The sequence below is a fragment of the Metapseudomonas cellulosilytica genome (genome assembly GCF_049334135.1).
GTDB lineage: Bacteria > Pseudomonadota > Gammaproteobacteria > Pseudomonadales > Pseudomonadaceae > Metapseudomonas.
In genome coordinates, this window is the sequence record NZ_JBHZGN010000008.1 from 99,276 (window position 1) to 120,185 (window position 20,910).

The window sequence follows — 20,910 nt, forward strand, 5'->3', positions numbered from 1 at the left end:
GTGGCCATTGCGTAGGGTGCGCCGTGCGCACCGGAGCGCGCAGCGCACCCTACGGTCAGCTCGCCAGCTGCAACACCGGCGGCTGGTGCAGGTCCTGCAGCCAGTTGCGGTAGAGCGCGGCGATCAGGTCGCTCTGGCTGACGATGCCCACCACGCGGCCGCCGTCGTCCAGCACCGGCAGGCAATGCAGGCCCTGGTCGGACAGCAGTGACACCAGCTCCACCACGGGCGTATCCAGGGTCACGCAGCGCACCGGGCGCGTCATCAGTCGCGATACCGGTGCCTCGCGGCGGGCGCGGAAGCGTTCGGCCAGGCTGCGTGATGCAGTGTTGGCGGCGTGGCCGAGCAGGTCGGAGAGGGTGAGGATGCCCACCAGCCGCTGCTTGTCGTCCACCACCGGCAGGGCTTTCAGGTGATGGCGGTCGAGCAGCCGCCAGGCCTCGCTGACCGGCGCCTGGGGACCGACGGTGCGCAGGTCGCGGGACATGATCCGCGCCGCCCGCAGGTCGCCCATGGTACGGCGCAGGGTGTGCTTCTCGGTGAGTTGCAGCAGGCGCTGGAGATCGTCGCGGGTGACGTCGACGACGCTGCCGAACTCGGCCAGGGCGCGGTCCAGGTCCACTTCGGCGAAACCATTGCGCTCCCCGGGGAGCGGGTCGGCGGTCAGGTGCGGGCCGCTGGCGGGATGGGCGATCTTGCGCGGATAGGGTGTGCCACTGAGGTTGTGGAACAGCAGCGCCGTGACCACCAGCAGCAGTGAACCCAACAGTACCAGGAGCAGCAGGTGCCAGCCCGATCCCGCAAGGAAGTGCCCGCTCATGGCCGCGACCAGGGCCACGGCGCAGCTCGGCGGGTGCAGGCAACGCAGGGCCTGCATGCCCACCAGGCTGAAGCCGAAGGCCAGCGCGGGGGCCAGCAGCGGCTGCTGCACCCAGTGCCCCACCAGCAGGCCGACGGCCGCCGCCAGCACATTGCCGCCCACTACCGACCAGGGCTGGGCGACTGGGCTGGAGGCCAGGGCGAAGATCAGCACGGACGAGGCGCAGAAGGGCGCGGCCAGGCGCAACGCGAGGTCGGCGCCGAACAGCCGGGAGCAGATGAATGTGGCCAGGGTGACGGCGATGCAGCCGCCGATGGCGGCACGCAGCCACTCCCTGGGAGGGGCGTTGCTGGCGTCCGGCAGCAGGCGTTGCAGCCAGAGACGCAGAGGGTTCTGGGGCATGGGTATGACACTGGGCAGTTGATAAAAGGAGGGGCCGCAAGGCGCTGTACGAAAAGTGCCAAGGCTCAGTGGCCTTCGCTCGACGACTTTTCGTACAGACCCTGGGACCCCTCAATCCCACCGGGGTGGGGTTCCATCCTTGGATATGGAAACGACTTTTTCTCGCGCGCGGTTCCTCGGGAGGCCTGCTTGCGCAGGCCCTGGCCGGGCCGGGCGTCGGGGATGGCGGGAATCCTACGGGAAGCTTTGGGTAGCGGGCTAATGAATGTTATTGGTGGTTAAGTGCAAAAAAATTGCTGAATGGAGAGCGAAGGCCGAAGTGTTGCTCCAGCAACACCTGACCAACAAGTTGCCTGCTTTCTTCGTCGGGAACTGTTGGATGATTTGTTCAAGTTATTGAATTTAAAAGAAAAATAAAACTGGCACGGGTACTGCTTTATCCCTCTGCAAGCAAGGCCGCGACTGTTCGCGGCGAAACAGTAGTGCAGAGAACCCCATGTCGCAGACCCCGATTTCCGCCCAGTACCCCCTCGGCATCCCGGATGCCCACATCATTCGCAGCGACGCCGAGGCCATCGAAGTAGCCCATCGCGTCGCCGCCTTCCTGCTGGAGGGTGACGCGGAGCGTGACCGCACCCGCGAGGTGCCGCCGGAGGTGGTGGACCTGTTCTCCAACAGCGGCCTGTGGGGCATCACCGTGCCCAAGGTGTTCGGCGGCGCGGAGGTGAGCTACGCCACCCTGGCCGAGGTGATCGCCATCATTTCCGCTGCCGACGCCTCCCTCGGGCAGATTCCGCAGAACCATTACTGCCTGCTGGAAGACATCCGTTTGCAGGGCACCTACGAGCAAAAGCGTTACTTCTTCGGCCTGGCGCTGAAGGGCAACCGCTTCGCCAATGCCCTGTCGGAAACCGGCGGCAAGAACGTGCAAGACATCCAGACCCGCATCCGCCGCGATGGCGACGCCTACCTGATCAACGGCCGCAAGGGCTACTGCACCGGCTCGCTTTTTGCCCACTGGCTGGCGGTGCTGGCCCTGGACGAAGAGGATAAGGTGCAACTCGCCTTCGTCCCTCGGAACAGCGAAGGGCTGGTGGTAGTCGACGACTGGTCCAGCATCGGCCAGCGCAACACCTCCAGCGGCACGGTGCTGGCCCAGGACCTGCGGGTGCCGGCCGAACGGTTGTTCCCCACCCATCGTTCCTACGACAACCCCACCCTGGCCGGCCCCTTCGCCCAGATCACCACTGCCGCCATCGACGCCGGCATCGCCCGCGCCGCCCTGCGCGATACCCTCGTCTTCGTCCGTGAACAGGCGCGGCCCTGGATCGATGCCGGGGTGGAGAAGGCCAGCGAGGACCCGCTGACCATCATCCAGGTGGGTAACCTGGGCATTCGCCTGGAAGCCGCCGAAGCCCTGCTGGAACGCGCCGGCAAGGTGATGGATGAAGCGCGCCCGGCAACCGACGAGAACAACGTGGCCGCCGCCTCGGTGGCCGTGGCCAAGGCCAAGGTGCTCACCACCGAGATCGCCATCGAGGCCGCCAACAAGCTGTTCGAGCTGGGCGGCACCCGGTCCACCCTGCAACGCCACAACCACGACCGCCACTGGCGCAACGCGCGGGTGCACACCCTGCACGACCCGGTGCGCTGGAAGTACCACGTGGTCGGCAACTGGCTGCTCAATGGCGTCAAGCCGCCGCGTCACGACTGGTCCTGAGGCGCGCGCCATGAGCAAACAGATCCGCCTCAACGCCTTTGCCATGAACGCCGTGGGCCACCTGTCCCCCGGCCTCTGGCGCCATCCCCGCGACCAGGCGCGGCGCTACACCGATATCCACTACTGGATCGAGCTGGCGCGGACCCTGGAACGCGGCAAGATCGACGGCCTGTTCCTCGCCGACGTGCTGGGTGTCTACGACGTCTACCACGGCGGACCGGAGCAGGCCCTGCGCACAGCGGCCCAGGTACCGGTGAACGACCCGCTGCTGCTGGTGCCGGCCATGGCCGCCGCCACCCGCCACCTGGGTTTCGGCGTGACCGCCTCGGTGTCCTTCGAGCATCCGTACCCCTTCGCCCGGCGCATGAGCACTCTGGACCACCTCACGGGCGGCCGCGCCGGGTGGAATATCGTCACCTCCTACCTGGAGAGCGGCGCGCGAAATATCGGCCTGAAACAGCAGCTCAATCACGAGCAGCGCTACGCCCTGGTCGCCGAGTACCTGGAGGTCTGCTACAAGCTCTGGGAAGCCAGCTGGGAGGAGGGTGCGGTGATCGCCGACGCCGAGCGCGGTATCTACGCCGACCCGGCCAGGGTGCACCCCATCGCCCATGAAGGCGCGCACTTCCAGGTGCCCGGATTCCACCTCAGCGAGCCGTCGCCGCAGCGCACTCCGGTGCTCTACCAGGCCGGCGCCTCCAGCCGGGGCAAGGCCTTCGCCGCCGCCAACGCCGAGTGCGTGTTCGTTGCCGCGCCCACCTGCCACATCCTGCGCAACCAGGTGGCCGATCTGCGCCGCCAGGCGGAGGCTGCCGGCCGCAAGGGCAGCGATATCAAGGTGTTCAACCAGCTCACCGTGATCGTCGCCGCCACCGATGCCGAGGCCCAGGCCAAGTGGCGCGAGTACCGTGAGTTCGCCAGCCGGGACGGCGCCCTGACGCTGATGTCCGGCTGGACCGGCATCGACTTCGGCCAGTACGCGCCGGACCAGGTGCTGCGCCAGGTAGAGAGCAACGCCATCCAGTCAGCGGTGGACGCCTTTACCGCCGCCGACCCCAGCCGCACCTGGACCACCGCCGAGATCGCCGACTACTGCGCACTCGGCGGCGACGGCCCACTGCTGGTGGGCTCGCCGCAGAGCGTGGCCGATGAGCTGCAGGCCTGGGTGGAGGAGACCGATGTCGACGGTTTCAACCTGTCCAGCATCGTCGCCCCGGAAACCTTCGTGGATATCGTCGACCTGCTGGTGCCCGAGCTGCAGGCCCGTGGCCTGTTCAAGCGCGAGTACGAAGACGGCAGCCTGCGCCAGAAGCTGTTCGGCCAGGGCGACCGCCTCGCCGAACCGCACCCGGCGGCGCGCCTGCGCAGGAAGGTGGCGCCATGAACGAGCTGCTCGCGAACCTCGACTGGCTGGAGATCGGCCAGGCCTGCATCGACACCCTGACCATGCTCGCCCTGGCGCTGGGCTTCACCGTCGCGCTAGGCCTGCCGCTGGGTGTGCTGCTCTACCTCACCGCGAAGAAACAGTTGCACGAGAAGCCCGGCTTCTACCGCTTCGCCTCGGCCCTGGTGAATGCGCTGCGCTCGCTGCCCTTCATCATCCTGCTGATCGTGATGATCCCGCTGACCACGCTTGTCACCGGCACCTCCCTCGGTGTTGCCGGGGCCATCCCGCCACTGGTGGCAGGCTGCACACCCTTCTTCGCACGGTTGGTGGAAACCGCCCTGCGCGAGGTGGACCGTGGCCTGGTGGAGGCCACCCAGGCCATGGGCGCCAGCACCTGGCAGATCATCTGGCACACGCTGCTGCCGGAGGCGCGCACCGGGCTGATCGCCGCCGTGACCGTCACCGCCATCGTGCTGGTGGACTACACGGCTATGGCCGGCGTGATCGGTGGCGGGGGCCTCGGCGACCTCGCCATCCGCTTCGGCTACCAGCGTTTCCAGACCGACGTGATGGTGGTCACCGTGGCCCTGCTGATCCTGCTGGTGCAGGCCCTGCAGATGAGCGGCGACCGCCTGGTGGTGCGCTACAGCCGCCGCTGAATCCCCATACCGCCGGGCAGCCGGCTTTCGCTGCCCACTTCGGCCCCACGTTCACCCCACGACGGCCAACAATCACAGCCCAGGAGCACCCGAAACATGAAAAAGGCCATCGCCATTCTGGCCGCCGTCGTTGCCTTCTCTGCCCAGGCGGGCGAGAAGCTGGTGGTCGGCGCCACTCCGGTTCCCCACGCGGAGATCCTCGAGTTCGTCAAACCCGCCCTTGCCAAGGAAGGCGTGGACCTGGACATCAAGGTCTTCACCGACTTCATCCAGCCCAACGTGCAGCTGGCGGAGAAGAACCTCGACGCCAACTACTACCAGTACCGGCCCTTCCTCGATGAGTTCAACAAGAGCCGCCACACCAACCTGGTACCAGTGGTGGGCATCCATATCGAACCCTTCGGCGCCTACTCCACCAAGATCAAGAAACTCGACGAGCTGAAGGACGGCGCTTCCGTCGCCATCCCCAACGACCCGGTGAACACCGGCCGCGCCCTGGTGCTGCTGCACGAAGCCGGGCTGATCAAGCTGAAGGACCCGAGCAATACCCTGGCCACCCAACGCGACATCGCCGAGAACCCGAAGAAGCTGAAGATTCGTGAGCTGGAAGGTGCGCTGCTGGCCCGCTCGGTGAGCCAGGTTGACCTGGCCTTCGTCTTCGCCAACTACGCCCTGGAAGCCGGCATCGACACCAACAGCGCGCTGATCGTGGAGAAGGGCAAGGACCTCTATGCCGAATTCCTCGTCGCCCGTCCCGACAACCGCGAGGACCCGGGCCTGCAGAAGCTGGCCAAGGCGCTGAACTCGCCGGAAGTCCGCAATTTCATCCTCAGCCGCTACAAGGGCCAGATCGCCCCGGCGTTCTGATCCTCCCGCTCCGCACCGCTTGCCTCCCCTCTCCCTTCAGGGAGAGGGGCCGGGGGAGAGGGCAGGGCGCAACTCCGCACTTGAAGGCCACACCCCATGACAAACGAAAAAGCCCACAACGCATTTCGTGATGAAGCCCCGCCACTACTCCCGGCGGCGCTGATCGAGAACGATGCACAGGCCCTGCAAGCCGCGCACGAGGTGGCGAAGCTGGCCAAGATCGAGGCCGCCAGGCGGGACCGCGAGCGCCTGCTGCCCTGGCGCGAGCTGGAACTCTTCACCCGCCTGGGGCTGGGTGGCATCCGCATCCCCCGCGCCTATGGCGGCGCCGAGGTATCCCACGTCACCCTGGCGGAAGTCTTCCGCATCATCTGCGCCGCCGACCCGGCGCTGGGGCAGATTCCGCAGAACCAGTTCGGCCTGCTCAGCGTGGTCGAGAACGTCGGCAGCGAGGAACAAAAGCACAAGGTGTTCACCGGCATCCTGGCTGGCCGCCGCCTGGCCAACGCCGGCCCGGAGCGGAACACGAAACACACGCTGGAGATCAAGGCACGCATCACTCGCACCGACGAAGGCCTGAAAGTTTCCGGCGAGAAGTTCTATTCCACCGGCGCGCTGTTCGCCCACTGGGTGGCGGTGAAGGCGATCGACGACAACGGTGTCGGCGTGCTCGGCCTGGTGGAGCGGGGCGTGCCGGGGCTCTCCATAGTCGACGACTGGTCCGGCTTCGGCCAGCGCACCACCGCCAGCGGCACCGTGTTGCTGGATGGCGCCCCGGTGGCCGATGAGCTGGTGTTCCACAACAGCCGCCTGGCCGAGGTGCCGAGCATCCAGGGCGCGCTGTCGCAGCTGATCCAGGCGGCCATCGATGCCGGCATCGCCGAAGCCGCCATCGACGACGCCATCGCCTTCATCCGCGAACGCTCGCGGCCCTGGGTGGACGCCGGCGTCGAGCGCGCCAGCGAAGAGCTCTACACCATCGCCGAGATCGGCCGCCTGAAGGTCGAGCTGAATGCCGCCAACGCCCTGCTGGAGCGCGCCGGCCAAGTGTTGGACGAAGTGGCCGCCGCGCCCATCGACGCCGAGTCCGCCGCGCGTGCCTCCATCGCCGTGGCCGAGGCCAAGGTACTGACCACCGAGATCAGCCTCGCCGCCAGCGAAAAGCTCTTCGAGCTGGCCGGCAGCCGCGCCACCCTCGCCGAATTCAACCTCGACCGTCACTGGCGCAACGCCCGCGTGCATACCCTGCACGACCCGGTGCGCTGGAAGGTCCAGGCCGTCGGCAACTACCACCTGAACGGCGCCTTCCCGGCGCGCCACTCCTGGATCTGAGGACCGCCATGACCATCGTCCATCCGCAACCCATCGATGCTGTGGCCATCATCCGCGACGATGCCGAAGCCCTCGACGTGGCCCGGCGCATCGCCGCCCTGTTCAAACCGGGCGCCGTTGAACGCGACCGCGAGCGGCGCCTGCCCTTGGATGAACTGGAACTGTTCAGCCGCTCTGGCCTGTGGGGCATTGGCGTGCCCCGTGAATTCGGCGGCGCCGGGGTATCCCGCGTCACCCTGGCGCGGGTGATCGCCATTATCAGTGCGGCGGACGCCTCCCTGGGGCAGATCCCGCAGAACCATTTCTATGCCCTGGAAGTGCTGCGGGTGAACGGCACGCCGGAGCAGCAGCGCCGCCTGTTCGCCGCCGCCCTGGCCGGGCAGCGCTTCGGCAACGCCCTGGCCGAGATCGGCACCCGTACCGCCAACGACCGCACCACCCGGCTGGTGAAGGATGGCGCCGGCTACCGCATCCAGGGCCGCAAGTTCTATTGCACCGGCGCCCTCTACGCCCACCGCGTGCCGACCCTGGTGGTGGCCGAGGATGGCCACCAGTACCTGGCCTTCGCCGAGCGCAACGCCCCCGGCCTGACAGTGATCGACGACTGGTCCGGCTTCGGCCAGCGCACCACCGGCAGCGGCTCGGTGGTGTTCGACGACGTGCCGGTGGCGGCCGAGGACCTGGTGTCCTTCCAGGCCGCCTTCGAGCGCCCGACCACGGTCGGGCCCTTCGCCCAGATTCTCCATGCCGCCATCGACGCCGGCATTGCCCGCGCCGCCTATGAGGACGCCCTGGAATTCGTCCGCAGCCGTTCGCGGCCCTGGATCGACTCCGGAGTGGACAAGGCCAGCGACGACCCGCTGACCATCCAGGAATTCGGTCGCCTGGCCATCCGCCTGCACGCCGCCGAAGCCATCCTCGACCGCGCCGGCCGCCTGCTGGATGCCGCCACTGCCGAACCGAAGGCCGAAACCGTGGCCGCCGCCTCCCTCGGCGTGGCCGAGGCCCGCGCGCTGACCACCGAGGTGTCCCTGGCCGCCGGCAGCAAACTGTTCGAGCTCGCCGGCACCCGCGCCAGCCTGGCCGAGCACAACCTCGACCGCCACTGGCGCAACGCCCGGGTGCATACCCTGCACGACCCGGTGCGCTGGAAGTACCACGCGGTGGGCAACTACTACCTCAACGGCCAGTTGCCGCCGCGCCGGGGGACGATCTGATGGCGCGCAAAGAGATCCTCCTCAACGCCTTCAACATGAACTGCGTGGGGCATATCAACCACGGGCTCTGGACCCACCCGCGCGATCGCTCGGCCGACTATCGCAAGCTCTCCTACTGGACCGACCTGGCCCAACTGCTGGAGCGCGGCCTGTTCGACGGGCTGTTCCTGGCGGACATAGTCGGCGTCTACGACGTCTACCAGGGCAACGTCGACCTGACCCTGAAGGAGAGCATCCAACTGCCGGTGAACGACCCGCTGCTGCTGGTTTCGGCCATGGCCGGGGTGACCCGCCACCTGGGCTTCGGCCTCACCGCCAACCTGAGCTACGACGCGCCTTACCTGTTCGCCCGGCGCATGTCGACGCTGGACCACCTCAGCGAAGGCCGGGTGGGCTGGAACATCGTCACCGGCTACCTGGAAAGCGCCGCCCGCGCCATGGGCCTCACGCAGCAGGTGGAGCACGACCGCCGCTACGACCAGGCCGACGAGTACCTGGAGGTGCTCTACAAGCTCTGGCAGGGCAGCTGGGAGGAGGGTGCGGTGCTCAATGACCGGCAGCGGCGGCTCTATGCCCAGCCGGAGAAGGTGCACAAGGTCAGCCACCACGGCGAGTTCTTCGACGTCGAGGGCTACCACCTCTGCGAACCTTCGCCCCAGCGCACCCCGGTGCTGTTCCAGGCCGGGTCTTCGGCGCGGGGTCTGCGTTTTGCCGGCGAGCATGCCGAGTGCGTGTTCATCAGCGGCAACAACAAGGCCGCCACCCGCGCCCAGGTGAACAAGGTGCGCGCCGCCGCCCAGGCCGCCGGCCGCGATCCATTGGCGGTGAAGGTGTTCATGGGCATCAGCGTGATCGTCGCGCCGACTGAAGCCCTGGCGCGGGCGAAGCATGCCGAGTACCTGGCTTATGCCAGCGCCGAGGCGGGCGTGGCGCACTTCGCCAGCTCCACCGGCATCGACTTTTCCCGCTACGCCCTGGACGAGCCGATTCCCTACGTGAAAACCAACGCCATCGAGTCTGCCGCCAGCAAGCTCCGGGACAACAGCCTGACCCGCCGCCAGTTGCTGGAACAGCACGCCCTGGGCGGGCGCTACATCCTGCTGGTGGGGTCGCCCAGCCAGGTGGCCGATGAGCTGCTGGCCTGGATCGACGAGACCGGCCTGGACGGCTTCAACCTCACCCGCATCGTCACCCCGGAAAGCTACGCCGACTTCATCGACCTGGTGGTGCCGGAACTGCAGGCCCGTGGCGCCTACAAGACCGCGTATGCCGAAGGCACCCTGCGCCACAAGTTGTTCGGCGCGGGGGATCGCCTTCCCGAGAACCACCCGGGCGCCCATTTCTCGGTGGGGCGAATTACCACTGTAGGGGCGAATTCATTCGCCAAGCAGGCCGAAGGTCTGCCCTTCGAGGGCCGTGGGAGCGCTGCGCGCTCCTTGGCGAATGAATTCGCCCCTACAACAACCTGATTTCCCTTCAAGACCTTGCTCATAAGGATGACGACCATGCCCAAACACCTCCTCAAATCCCTCACCCTCGGCCTGCTCCTGGCCACCGGCCTCGCCCATGGCGCCGACAGCAAAACCCTCAAGGTCGGCACCACCGCCGCCTTCGCCCCGCCGCTGGAAGTGGCGGTGGAGGAGGCCGCGAAGCAGGGCCTCAAGGTCGAGCTGGTGGAGTTCACCGACTGGAACTCGCCGAACATCACCCTGGCCGCCGGCGACATCGACGTGAACTACTTCCAGCACACGCCCTTCCTGGAAAACGCCAAGAAGGAGGGCGGCTTCCAGCTCAAGCCCTTCGCCCCCGGCGTGATCAACAACGTCGGCCTCTACTCGAAGAAGTACGCGGGCCTGGCCGACCTGCCGGAAGGCGCCAAGGTGGCCATCGCCAACGACCCCATCAACGGCGGGCGCGGCCTGCAGCTGCTGCAGAAGGCCGGGTTGCTGAAGCTGAAGGAGGGCGTGGGGTACAAGGCCACACTGGACGACATTGTCGACAACCCGAAGAAGATCAAGATCATCGAGCTGGAGGCGGTGCAGCTGGTGCGCGCCCTGGATGACGTCGACCTGGCCCAGGGCTACCCGCATTACATCCGCCTGGCCGGCACCCTCGACCCGAACAGCGCGCTGCTGTTCGACGGCATCGAGAACAAGGAATACATCATCCAGTTCGTCACCCGTGCCGATTACCGGGACGACGGCCGCCTGGGCAAGTTCGTGGATATCTACCAGCACTCCCCGCAGGTCCGCGCCGCCCTCGACAAGGCCCACGGCAAGCTTTACCAGCCGGGTTGGCAATAAGCAGGCGATGTAGGGGCGAATTCATTCGCCAAGGGCAGCAACGCTGCCCCCTGCGGCCTGGAAGGGCAGACCTTCGGCCTGCTTGGCGAATGAATTCGCCCCTACAGGTTCTTCGCCTTGAGGTCATACGAAACAGAGAGGGCCCTACATGGTCAGTTTCAATCGCAACATCAGCCTGGACCTGCCGCATATCCGCCTGCAGGGACTGGGCAAGGCCTACCAGGGCAGCAAGGGGCCGGTGCAGGCGCTGCAAGGCATCGACCTTGAGATCCGCCGCGGCGAGGTGTTCGGCATCATCGGTCGCAGCGGCGCCGGCAAGTCGTCGCTGATCCGCACCTTGAACCGCCTGGAGAAGCCCACGTCGGGTCAGGTGGTGATCGACCAGGAAGATATCGGCGCCTTCGACGACAAGCAGCTGGTGCTCCTGCGCCGCCGGGTCGGCATGATCTTCCAGCACTTCAACCTGATGTCGGCCAAGACGGTCTGGCAGAACGTCGCCCTACCGCTGAAGGTGGCCGGCGTGGCCAAGGCCGAGATCGAGCGCAAGGTCGGCGAACTGCTGGAGCTGGTGGGCCTGGCGGACAAGCGCGATGCCTACCCGGCGCAGCTCTCCGGTGGGCAGAAACAGCGCGTCGGCATCGCCCGGGCGCTGGTGCACCAGCCGGAAATCCTGCTCTGCGACGAGGCCACCTCGGCCCTGGACCCGGAAAGCACCCAGGCCATCCTCGCGCTGCTGCGGGACATCAACCGGCGCCTCGGCCTGACTATCGTGCTGATTACCCACGAGATGGGCGTGATCCGCGAGATCTGCGACCGCGTAGTGGTGCTGGAGCGTGGCCAGGTGGTGGAGCAGGGCGAAGTCTGGCGGGTGTTCGGCGACCCGCAGCACGAGGTCACCCGGACCCTGCTGGGCACCTTGCGTCATGACCTGCCGGACGATCTGCTGGCGCGCCTGGTCAACCAGCCACAGGCCGGTGCCAACGAGCTGCTACTGGACCTGCACTTCACCGGCGCCAGCGGCCGCGAGCCGGACCTGTTGGCCATCGCCCAGGCGCTGGGCACCCGGGTGAGCCTGGTGCATGGCGGCATCGACCGCATCCAGGGCCGCGCACAAGGGCACCTGCTGCTCAGCGCCGCGCTGGCGGGGCAGGGTGGCCTGGAGTTGCTGGAGCGGGCACGACCGCTGGCGGACAAGGCGGAGGTGCTCGGCTATGTCGCCCATGCTTGACCGCCTGCTGCAGGGCATCTTCGACACCCTGTTGATGATCGGGGCGTCGTCGCTGATCGTTTTCCTGGTGGGGATTCCCCTGGCGCTGGTGCTGGTCACCACCGGCCCCGGCGGCATCTTCGAGGCGCGCGCGCTGAACCGTGCGCTCGGCAGCGTGGTGAACGTGCTGCGCTCGATTCCCTTCCTGATTCTGATGGTGGCGCTGATTCCCTTCACCCGTCTGATCGTCGGCACCAGTTACGGCGTCTGGGCCGCAGTGGTGCCGCTGACCATCGCCGCCACGCCCTTCTTCGCGCGCATCGCCGAGGTGAGCCTGCGGGAGGTGGATTTCGGCCTGGTGGAAGCGGCCCAGGCCATGGGCTGCCAGCGCCGTCACATCATCTGGAACGTGCTGCTGCCGGAGGCGCGGCCGGGCATCGTCGGCGGCTTCACCATCACCCTGGTGACCATGATCAACTCCTCGGCCATGGCCGGCGCCATAGGTGCCGGTGGCCTGGGCGACCTGGCGTACCGCTACGGCTACCAGCGCTTCGATACCCAGATCATGCTGACGGTGATCATCCTGCTGGTGGTGCTGGTGACCCTGATCCAGTTCGGCGGGGACCGGCTGGCGCGGTTGCTGAACAAGCGGGTGTGATCCTGTACGCGCGAACGCTCCGTAGGATGCGGTGGAGCGAAGCGATACCCATCAGCGGGATCTGAACTTCCGTAGGTTGGTGCCAAGCGGAGCGCGGCCCAACGGACCGCTTCGCTTTGGATTCGTTGGGCTTCGTTCCTCAGACCAGCGTGGCCCGCACCAACCTACGGGGCGGCTTTGCCGCCCTTGGTGAACGATCCCGCCCCCTCAGTCCATCACATCCTGCAGCACTTCGTAGATGATCCCGGTGGCCACGGCCACCAGGATCAGGTCGGTGCCGGCGCGCACCCAGTCGTAGCCTTCGTAGTGGGGCAGGCGGCTGACCAGGCGCCCGTCGAGCTTCTTGGCGATCCCCGGCGGCAGCGGCTTGCCGCGCGCCAGGTTCTTCTGGATGCCCGGCGGCAGCGCCTGCGCAGTTCCCCAGTATTCGCGGTTGTCGTCGAGGACGATGCGGATGCCGCCGATATCCACCTGCGGGCCGCCGGACCAGTTGTTGGCCGGGGCGCTGGCGTTGCCCTTGTCGTGGCCTTTGCCCTTGCCGGGGTCGGCCAGCAGGGCTGGCGAGCCGGTGATGAGGGCGAGGCTGGTGAATGCTGCGATGAGGGTACGGGTTCTGGTCATGTCCTTGGCCTCCGTGAGGGACTGTTTTCCCTTGCCGATTGACTGCGATAACGCGGGGGTAACGCGGCAACTATCGCAAAAAAAGGCAGGCCGGATGGGACCGAAACATGATCGCGTTCAAAATCCGTTGAACCAGGCGTCGTCGAAAGCTGTCCGCTCGTCCCCGGCACTGAACCGGAGCCGGCGGCGAGAGTCTCACGGCTAACTGTGAAACATGCCTGTGGAGGCTCCAAATTGATCAATAAGAAAACCCTGTTGGCCGCGGCCACCTGTGCGATGGTCTTCGCGGCGGGCACCGTCCTTCCCGGCGGCGCATCCCTGGTCGACTCCGCCTACGCCCGTGGCAATGGTGGCGGCGGTGGCGGTGGTGGTGCCGGCGGTGGTGGTGGCCATGGTGGTGGTCACGGCGGTGGCCATGGCGGCGGATTCGGTGGCGGCATGGGTGGTGGTCACTCCGCCAGCCACGATAGCAAGGGTAATGGTTATGGCCGTGACAGCGACCATACCGGCAACGCCTACGGCCGTGACGCCGACCATACCGGCCTGGGCAACAAGTTCGGCCAGGACGCCGACCACACCGGCAAGGCCACCCGCAATGGCGAGGACAAGGGCCACGGGAAAGCGACCTCCGCTGTCGCCCGCGACAAGGACAGCCGCGGCCTGGCGAACGCCCGTGCCGTGTCCGAGACGACGCCCGGCGATCACAACGCCCACGGTCGCTCCCAGGCCGAATCGTCCTCGAGCAAGAACGACCGCTAGAAACGACTGGGGGCAACCTGCTGGTTGCCCCCACTCTTCGCGCTTCCTGTTAATTAGCGCGCGGCCAGCAATACCCCACGGCATTCACCGAAGCCGATGCTGGGGTAACCCTCCCGCTGGCATCGGGCGCGCAGAATCACTTCATCCCCGTCCTCCAGGAAGGTGCGCTGCTCGCCGTTCGGCAGGCTGATGGCCTGCTTGCCGCCGAAGGTGCTTTCCAGCAGGCTGCCAAAGGCTTCCGATTGCGGACCCGAGAGGGTGCCGGAACCGAACAGGTCGCCGGCCTGCAGCTTGCAGCCGCCGACGCTGTGGTGGGCCACCATCTGCGCCACGGTCCAGTACATGTTCAGGGTGTTGCTCAGCGCCAGGCGGTGGGGCGCCAGGCCTTGCTCGCGCATGGCGGCGGTGAGAATCAGCACTTCCAGTTCGATATCGAAGGCGCCCTTGGCCTGGTCGGCTTCGTCCAGCAGGTAGGGCAGGGGCTGCGGGTCGCCTTCCGGGCGTGCCGGCTGGGCGGCGCGGAAGGGTTCCAGGGCTTCGGCGGTCACCACCCAGGGCGACACCGTGGTGCCGAAGTTCTTCGCCAGGAAGGGGCCGAGCGGCTGGTATTCCCAGGCCTGCACGTCGCGGGCCGACCAGTCGTTGAGCAGGCAGTAGCCGGCAATATGGTCCTGGGCCCGGCCGATGGCGATGGACTCGCCCATCTCGTTGCCCTGGCCGATCCAGATACCCAGTTCCAGTTCGTAGTCCAGGCGCTTGCTGGGGCCGAAGTTCGGCACTTCCTGGCCCGGCGGCATGGTCTGGCCGATGGGGCGGCGCACCGGAGTGCCGGAGACGCAGACGGTGGACGCGCGGCCGTGGTAGCCGATGGGCACGTACTTGTAGTTGGGCAGCAGCGGATTGTCCGGGCGGAACAGGCGGCCGACGTTGTTGGCGTGGTGGATGCCCACATAGAAGTCGGTGTAGTCGCCCACTTTCGCCGGCAGGTGCAGCTGGCAGGTGGTGGCGGTCGGCAGCAGGGCCTGGCCCATGGCTTCCAGGCGTGCCTGGGCGGCGCTGCCTTCGGCCAGCAGGTCCTGCAACTGGGCGCGCAGGGCACGGCGGGCGGAGGCGCCGAGGGCGAAGAAGGCGTTCAGGTTGTCGTGGCAGGCTGCGCTCGCAGCGTCGGCCGCTTCACCGCTGAACAGGCCGGCATCGGCAGCGGCCTTCAGGTCGAAGATGGCGTCGCCGATGGCCACGCCTCCACGGGGCGAGGCGCCGGATGGGCTGAAGATGCCCAGCGGGAGGTTCTGCAGGGGGAAGTCGGGGTGGCCGTTGGCGGAAGCGATCCAGCTACGGCGGTTGTCTGGTTGGGTCATGTCAGATCCTGCCCTTGTCGAATGTCTTGGCCATGCCGGCCCAGCATGCATCGTAGTCGCTCTGCAGCTGCGGGCATTCCAGCGCGTATTGGCTGGGGCGCAGCACACGGCTGGTCTCGAACATGAAGGCCATGGTGTTGTCGATCTTGTGCGGCTTGAGATCGGCGGCGATGGCGGCGGTGTTGGTGGCGTTGTCCGGGCCGTGGGCGCTCATGCAGTTGTGCAGCGAAGCGCCGCCAGGGGAGAACCCCTCGGCCTTGGCATCATAGGCCCCCTGGAGCAGGCCCATGAACTCGTTCATCAGGTTGCGGTGGAACCACGGCGGACGGAAGGTGTTCTCGGCCACCATCCAGCGTGGCGGGAAGATCACGAAGTCGACGTTGGCCTGGCCGTGAGTTTCGCCGGGCGAGGTGAGCACGGTGAAGATGGACGGGTCCGGGTGGTCGAAGCTCACGGTGCCGATGGTGTTGAAGCGGCGCAGGTCGTACTTGTAGGGCACGTTGTTGCCGTGCCAGGCGACCACGTCCAGGGGCGAGTGGTCGAGCGTGGTCGCCCAGAGTTCGCCGAGGAACTTCTGCACCAGGGTGACCGGCGCATCGCTGTCTTCGTAATGGGCCACCGGGGCGAGGAAGTCGCGCGGGTTGGCCAGGCCGTTGCTGCCGATGGGACCGAGGTCCGGCAGGCGCAGGGCGGCGCCGTGGTTCTCGCAGATATAGCCGCGCGCGCTGGCGTCCAGCAGTTCGACGCGGAACTTCATGCCGCGCGGAATCACCGCGATTTCCAGGGGCTCCACGTCCAGCAGGCCCAGTTCGGTGGCGATGCGCAGGCGGCCCTGCTCGGGAACGATCAACAGCTCGCCATCGGCGTTGAAGAACACCCGCTGCATCGAGGCGTTGGCACGGAAGAGGTGCACGCTAACCCCCGAGGCCTGCTCGGCGTCCGCGGTGGCGGCGATGGTCAGCAGCCCGTCGATGAAGTCGGTGCGCTCGGCGGGGATGTCCTGGGGATTCCAGCGCAGGCGGTTGGGGGTCACCGGGCCCAGGCGGTTGCCGGCGATCTGGCGTTCCAGGCGCTGGTACTGCGGATGGTTGGCCGAGGGTTTGATGCGGTACATCCAGGTCCGCCGGGCCTCGCTGCGCGGTACGGTGAACGCGGTGCCGGAGAGCAGTTCGGTATAGAGGCCGTAGGGCACTTTCTGCGGGGAGTTCTGGCCGACGGGCAGGGCGCCGGGCAGCGCTTCGCTGCTGAACTCGTTATCGAAACCGGATTGGTAAGTGAGCTGCGTGGGGGAGACCATGGCGACCTCTCTGTTTTTGTAATCGAATTACGCATAACGTAATTTGAAAGCCAAAAGGGGTCAAGCTATAACAGCGCCCAATACAGCAACCAAGGCCAGGACATGACGAGCGAGAACGACAGCGCGGGCGCACCGCGGCGGCAGAAGGTGCAGGCCGCGGAAGTGGGCACCGACATCCTCAAGGGGCTGGCGGAGCTGGCGCCGGCCACCTCGCTGTCGAGGCTGGCCGAGCACGTCGGCATGCCGGCGAGCAAGGTGCACCGTTACCTCCAGGCGCTGATCGCCAGCGGCTTCGCCGAACAGGACGCCACTACCAATCACTATGGTCTCGGCCGCGAGGCGCTGCTGGTGGGCTTGGCTGCCATTGGGCGGCTGGATGTGGTGAAGGTGTCCATGCCGCATCTGGCGGAGTTGCGCGACGCGCTGAACGAAACCTGCTTCCTCGCCGTGTGGGGCAACAAGGGCCCGACCGTGGTCCATGTGGAACAGGCCCTGCGCGCGGTGACCCTGGTGACCCAGGTGGGCTCGGTGCTGCCGCTGCTAGGCTCATCCACCGGCCTGGTGTTCAACACCTACCTGCCCGAGACCGAGACCGCCTTCCTGCGCGATGAGGAACTGGCGCAGCCGGGTGCTCCCGATGCCGCCGAGCTCCAGGCCCAGATGACGCAGATCCGCGCCACCGGCCTGCACCCCGTGCACGGCCTGCTGATGCCGGGGGTGAATGCGCTTTCGGCGCCGCTGTTCGCCACGGGCAGCAAGCTCGCCGGGGTGATCACGGTGGTGGGGGCGGCCAGCGTGTTCAGCGCCGACACCGAAGGTTCCGCCGCCGAACGCCTGCACCAGGCGGCTGAAACCATCAGCTTGCGGATGGGCGGACGGCCGCCGGAATAGGGTTGGCCGCCGCTCTGGGGTGGATCATTCCTCCGCCCCGGTGAACAGTTGGCTGCATTCTCGCGGGTCACCGGTTTCCACCCCCATCTCCAGCCAGTGCAGGCGCGTCTCCAGGCGCCCCAGGGTCATCGGATCGGGCACGGTCGGTTGGCCCTTCGCCTTGGTGCGTTCCTCGCCCAGGGCAACCACCGCCTTCAACGCTTCGCCCATATCCTGCGGCTTCAGCCAGGCATATTTGTGCTGGGCGTAGCTGATCCAGCTGCCCACCAGGCAATCCGCCACCAGTTCCTGGCCCAGCTGCAGAGTCCCATCATCTTTCGCCTTGCCAAGGTCGACATTGAATTCCTTGAACCAGCCCGCTACCCCCACGATGTTCTGGATGTGGTGAGCGGCGGCGTGAGCGATCACATAGCTGCGAGCGAGGTTGCCCACCTGTGGGGCGCGCTTCTGCAGTTCGTCCAGATAGGCCAGGTCGAGGTACAGGTGCATATCGCTCGTACAGTAGTAGGGCCCACTGATGAAACCGGTGAGCTTGCAGGGCGCCTCGATCCGGTTCTCGTAGAGCACCACCTTCGGCCGCTTGTAGGAGTAGTCGCCACGGGCGAGGAACTCGCCCCAGATGTCCTCGATGCTGTCCAGCATCAGGTTCACCAGTTCCTTCGAGTCGGCGGGTGCGCTCGTCGCGGCCGGCACCGGTGCCGCTGCGACCGGTTCCGGGGATACGGTGACATGCTCGGGAAACGCTGGCTCCGGCGGCCTCAACTGGTCGATCAGATGCGCCGGACCGAAGGCCAGGTAGAGGGCCACACCGCCCAGCGCAATGATGATCAGCAGCCAGGACAGGATGCGCAGCAGGCGGAGCAGCAATCCGAAGCGGGGCTTCGGGGCGGCGGCTTTTTCGGGCATGACGGTAGGCTCCGGGGGGGCATCGAGATTCAGTGTCGTCCGTTCCGCGCCGACTCGCCACGTCGCCCGTGCGGATGAGACGCCTGTCACATGATGGCAACCTGATGCTGCTTGAATGCGCGGCACCCATCAGTCGCCGGAGTACCGATCATGGCAGCCGAAAGCAGTCTGGCTCGCCTGCTCAAGGCCGTGGAGCCGCTGGCCCCGGACATGAGCATCAGTGATGTGGCCGATCGTCTGCTGACCCATGAACACAAGGCCTTCCTCTCCCTGCCCGTGGTCGACGGGCAGGGGATGCCCCAGGGCCTGGTCAGCCGCTACACCTTGCAGGACATCTTCATGCAGCGTTTCGGCCGCGACCTCTGGGGGCGCCGGCCGGTGGCCGACGTGATGAACCCGGCACCGCTCACCGTCGCCCTGGCTTCGGGCCTGGAGCTGGCGGCCAAGCAGGTCACGGCGCAATTGCAGTACCCCATTACCGAAGATTTCATCCTGGTGGACGAGCAGGGACGCTACCTGGGGCTCGGTACGGTGCTGGACCTGCTCAAGGCCATGGAGTTGCGCATCGCCCAGCGCAACCAGGTGCTGCGCAAGGCACTGGTGGACCTGAAGGAATCCCAGGCGCAACTGGTGCAGTCGGAGAAGATGGCCTCCCTCGGCCAGATGGTCGCCGGGGTCGCCCACGAGTTGAATACGCCCCTGGGCTACGTGAAGAACAATGTGCAGCTGCTGGAAGAGCTGACCGCGCCGCTGTTCGCTCTCGCCGACAGCCAGGCCGCACTGGCCGACTGCCTGGACGACCCGGACTGCGACGAGCAGCGCCTGGCCGATGCCCTGGAGCGTGCCGCCGCCATGCGCGAAGAAGTCGCTCCCGAATTGCTGGCCGGCGATCTGCGCCAGTTGTTCGGTGACACCCTCTACGGCCTCGGCCAGATCACCGAACTGGTTTCCGGTCTGAAGGATTTCGCCCGCCTGGACCGCGCCATGAGCGAGGAGGTCGACCTCAACGACTGCATCCGCAGCGCCCTGCTGATTGCCCGCAACCACATCAGGGACAAGGCCGAGGTCTTGCAGTCGCTGGGGGAACTGCCACGCATCGCCTGCGCGCCGTCGCAGATCAACCAGGTGCTGCTCAACCTGTTCACCAACGCCGCCCAGGCCATGGACGGGCCTGGGCGCATCCAGATCAAGAGCTGGGCCGATGACGTGCAGCTGTTCATCTCGGTGCAGGACAACGGCCGCGGCATGCCGCCCGAGGTCATGCGGCGCATTTTCGATCCCTTCTTCACCACCAAGCCGGTGGGCGAGGGCACCGGGCTGGGCTTGTCCATCAGCTACAAGATCATCCGCGACCACGGTGGCAGCATCCGCGTGGCCTCGGAGCCGGGGCGCGGAACGCGTTTTCTCATCAGCCTGCCGCGTAGCCAGGCCGTCGAACTGAAACGGAGCGCCTGAGCCCATGACCACTCCTGTCCGCATCCTCTTCGTCGATGACGAGGAACGCATCCTGCGCAGCCTGGCGCTGCAATTCCGCCGCCAGTACGAGGTGATCACCGAAAGCGACCCGCTGCGGGCGCTGCAGCGTTTGAAGGAACAATCGGTGCAGATCATCGTCAGCGACCAGCGCATGCCAGGGATGAGTGGCGCGGAGATGCTCGCACGCTCCCGGGAGATCGCCCCGGACTGCCTGCGCATTCTGCTCACTGGCTATTCCGACCTGGATGCGGCGGTGGAGGCCCTGAACAGTGGCGGCATCTTCCGCTACCTGACCAAGCCCTGGGACCCGCAGGAAATGGCCTTCACCCTGCGCCAGGCGGCGGAGATCGCCACGCGCCAGGCCGCTGCGCCGATCAGCGCTGCCCCCCGCGAACTGGCCGCGCCGCTTTCCGTGCTGCTACTGGACGACGACCCGGAAACCCTGCACTGCGTCGAGGCGTTCTGCCAGGCCGGCGGTCACCGCCTGCTGCGGGCCCACAGCCTGAGCGAGGCCCTGGTGACACTCAATATGGAAGCGGTGGACCTGCTGGTCAGCGACCTGCGACTGGGCGGCGAGGACCTGGCGCCGCTGCTGAAATCCCTGGCCCAGGCCCACCCGCGCCTGCTGAGCCTGGTGGTTACCCCCTTCCGTGACACCCAGGCGCTGCTCAAGCTGATCAACGAAGCGCAGATCTTCCGCTACCTGCCCAAGCCGATTCGCCGCGGCCTGTTCGAGAAAGGCCTGAAGGCCGCAGCTGAACAGGCCTTCCTCTGGCGCGCTCAACCCTTGCAGGTGATTCCGCGCGTGGCCGATGCCCCGAAGGAAGCCGGCGAAAACCAGCGGGTCGGCAGCCTCCTGGGGATGCTGGCGCGGTTGCGCGAACGGATGATTGCCTGAGGCGGGGAAGGGGGCCGCGTAGCGGCCCTGTTCTCACGAACTCATTGCCCCATCCGGGCTTCGGAGTGCGGCGGGACTTTTGTTGTGGGGGCGAATTCATTCGCCAAGGGCTGCGCAGCAGCCCCAAGCTGA

Annotated in this window: 19 protein-coding genes; 14 read left to right on the forward strand and 5 right to left on the reverse strand. The window is 66.9% G+C overall.

From position 1 onward, the window contains the following. Nucleotides 1-55: 55 nt before the first annotated feature. The gene (locus tag ACFW0H_RS12365; protein WP_422914192.1) at nt 56-1,222 is read right to left on the reverse strand and encodes an HPP family protein; all 1,167 of its coding nucleotides are present in this window, start codon (nt 1,220-1,222) and stop codon (nt 56-58) included. A gap of 496 nt (nt 1,223-1,718) precedes the next feature. Between ACFW0H_RS12365 and ACFW0H_RS12370 the strand changes: the two genes are divergently transcribed. The 10 genes from ACFW0H_RS12370 to ACFW0H_RS12415 all read left to right on the forward strand — a co-directional run bounded on the left by ACFW0H_RS12370 (nt 1,719) and on the right by ACFW0H_RS12415 (nt 12,572). Continuing rightward, a complete protein-coding gene (locus ACFW0H_RS12370; RefSeq protein WP_422914193.1) occupies nt 1,719-2,942 on the forward strand; it encodes an SfnB family sulfur acquisition oxidoreductase in 1,224 nt (407 codons plus the stop codon). 10 nt (nt 2,943-2,952) lie between these two features. Then, nucleotides 2,953-4,326 (forward strand): LLM class flavin-dependent oxidoreductase, encoded by a 1,374-nt coding sequence (locus ACFW0H_RS12375; protein WP_422914194.1) that lies wholly within the window; start codon nt 2,953-2,955, stop codon nt 4,324-4,326. After that, entirely contained in the window at nt 4,323-4,988 is a 666-nt protein-coding gene (locus ACFW0H_RS12380; RefSeq protein WP_422914195.1) for a methionine ABC transporter permease, read from the forward strand. Before ACFW0H_RS12375 ends, ACFW0H_RS12380 begins: the two co-directional genes overlap by 4 nt. Before the next feature lie 96 nt (nt 4,989-5,084). Next, complete coding sequence (locus tag ACFW0H_RS12385; protein ID WP_422914196.1) at nt 5,085-5,855, forward strand: MetQ/NlpA family ABC transporter substrate-binding protein; 771 nt, start codon at nt 5,085-5,087, stop codon at nt 5,853-5,855. Between the two features lie 96 nt (nt 5,856-5,951). Beyond that, nucleotides 5,952-7,187 (forward strand): SfnB family sulfur acquisition oxidoreductase, encoded by a 1,236-nt coding sequence (locus tag ACFW0H_RS12390; protein ID WP_422914197.1) that lies wholly within the window; start codon nt 5,952-5,954, stop codon nt 7,185-7,187. An 8-nt stretch (nt 7,188-7,195) separates the two neighbouring features. Then, nucleotides 7,196-8,404, forward strand: coding sequence for an SfnB family sulfur acquisition oxidoreductase (locus tag ACFW0H_RS12395; protein ID WP_422914198.1), 1,209 nt, complete (start codon nt 7,196-7,198; stop codon nt 8,402-8,404). Next, nucleotides 8,404-9,873, forward strand: a complete 1,470-nt coding sequence (locus ACFW0H_RS12400) for an LLM class flavin-dependent oxidoreductase (RefSeq protein WP_422914199.1) — start codon at nt 8,404-8,406, stop codon at nt 9,871-9,873. Before ACFW0H_RS12395 ends, ACFW0H_RS12400 begins: the two co-directional genes overlap by 1 nt. Before the next feature lie 36 nt (nt 9,874-9,909). Further along, complete coding sequence (locus tag ACFW0H_RS12405; protein WP_422914200.1) at nt 9,910-10,707, forward strand: MetQ/NlpA family ABC transporter substrate-binding protein; 798 nt, start codon at nt 9,910-9,912, stop codon at nt 10,705-10,707. A 148-nt stretch (nt 10,708-10,855) separates the two neighbouring features. Beyond that, nucleotides 10,856-11,935, forward strand: coding sequence for a methionine ABC transporter ATP-binding protein (locus tag ACFW0H_RS12410; RefSeq protein WP_422914201.1), 1,080 nt, complete (start codon nt 10,856-10,858; stop codon nt 11,933-11,935). Continuing rightward, nucleotides 11,919-12,572, forward strand: coding sequence for a methionine ABC transporter permease (locus tag ACFW0H_RS12415; protein WP_422914202.1), 654 nt, complete (start codon nt 11,919-11,921; stop codon nt 12,570-12,572). The genes ACFW0H_RS12410 and ACFW0H_RS12415 overlap by 17 nt, the downstream gene beginning before the upstream one ends. A 207-nt stretch (nt 12,573-12,779) precedes the next feature. Here the strand turns inward: ACFW0H_RS12415 and ACFW0H_RS12420 are convergent, their stop codons facing one another. Next, nucleotides 12,780-13,193, reverse strand: a complete 414-nt coding sequence (locus tag ACFW0H_RS12420; protein ID WP_422914203.1) for an anti-virulence regulator CigR family protein — start codon at nt 13,191-13,193, stop codon at nt 12,780-12,782. A gap of 234 nt (nt 13,194-13,427) precedes the next feature. Between ACFW0H_RS12420 and ACFW0H_RS12425 the strand changes: the two genes are divergently transcribed. Then, nucleotides 13,428-13,952 carry a hypothetical protein gene (locus ACFW0H_RS12425; RefSeq protein ID WP_422914204.1) on the forward strand — a complete coding sequence of 175 codons (525 nt, stop codon included), beginning with the start codon at nt 13,428-13,430 and terminating at the stop codon, nt 13,950-13,952. Nucleotides 13,953-14,005: 53 nt separating this feature from the next. On the opposite strand, the gene fahA is transcribed toward ACFW0H_RS12425, so the two are convergent. Further along, nucleotides 14,006-15,310: a fumarylacetoacetase gene (gene fahA, locus ACFW0H_RS12430; protein WP_422914205.1), complete on the reverse strand. Its 1,305-nt coding sequence runs from the start codon at nt 15,308-15,310 to the stop codon at nt 14,006-14,008. Nucleotide 15,311: 1 nt separating this feature from the next. Continuing rightward, complete coding sequence (gene hmgA, locus ACFW0H_RS12435; protein WP_422914206.1) at nt 15,312-16,607, reverse strand: homogentisate 1,2-dioxygenase; 1,296 nt, start codon at nt 16,605-16,607, stop codon at nt 15,312-15,314. Nucleotides 16,608-16,709: 102 nt separating this feature from the next. On the opposite strand from hmgA, the gene ACFW0H_RS12440 reads away from it, so the two are divergent. Beyond that, complete coding sequence (locus ACFW0H_RS12440; protein ID WP_422914207.1) at nt 16,710-17,498, forward strand: IclR family transcriptional regulator; 789 nt, start codon at nt 16,710-16,712, stop codon at nt 17,496-17,498. 24 nt (nt 17,499-17,522) lie between these two features. Here ACFW0H_RS12440 and ACFW0H_RS12445 read toward each other — a convergent pair whose 3' ends face one another. Beyond that, the gene (locus tag ACFW0H_RS12445) at nt 17,523-18,404 is read right to left on the reverse strand and encodes a neutral zinc metallopeptidase (protein WP_422914208.1); all 882 of its coding nucleotides are present in this window, start codon (nt 18,402-18,404) and stop codon (nt 17,523-17,525) included. Between the two features lie 150 nt (nt 18,405-18,554). On the opposite strand from ACFW0H_RS12445, the gene ACFW0H_RS12450 reads away from it, so the two are divergent. After that, nucleotides 18,555-19,859, forward strand: a complete 1,305-nt coding sequence (locus tag ACFW0H_RS12450; protein ID WP_422914209.1) for an ATP-binding protein — start codon at nt 18,555-18,557, stop codon at nt 19,857-19,859. 4 nt (nt 19,860-19,863) lie between these two features. Further along, nucleotides 19,864-20,778, forward strand: a complete 915-nt coding sequence (locus ACFW0H_RS12455) for a response regulator (RefSeq protein ID WP_422914210.1) — start codon at nt 19,864-19,866, stop codon at nt 20,776-20,778. The last annotated feature ends 132 nt before the right edge of the window (nt 20,779-20,910 follow it).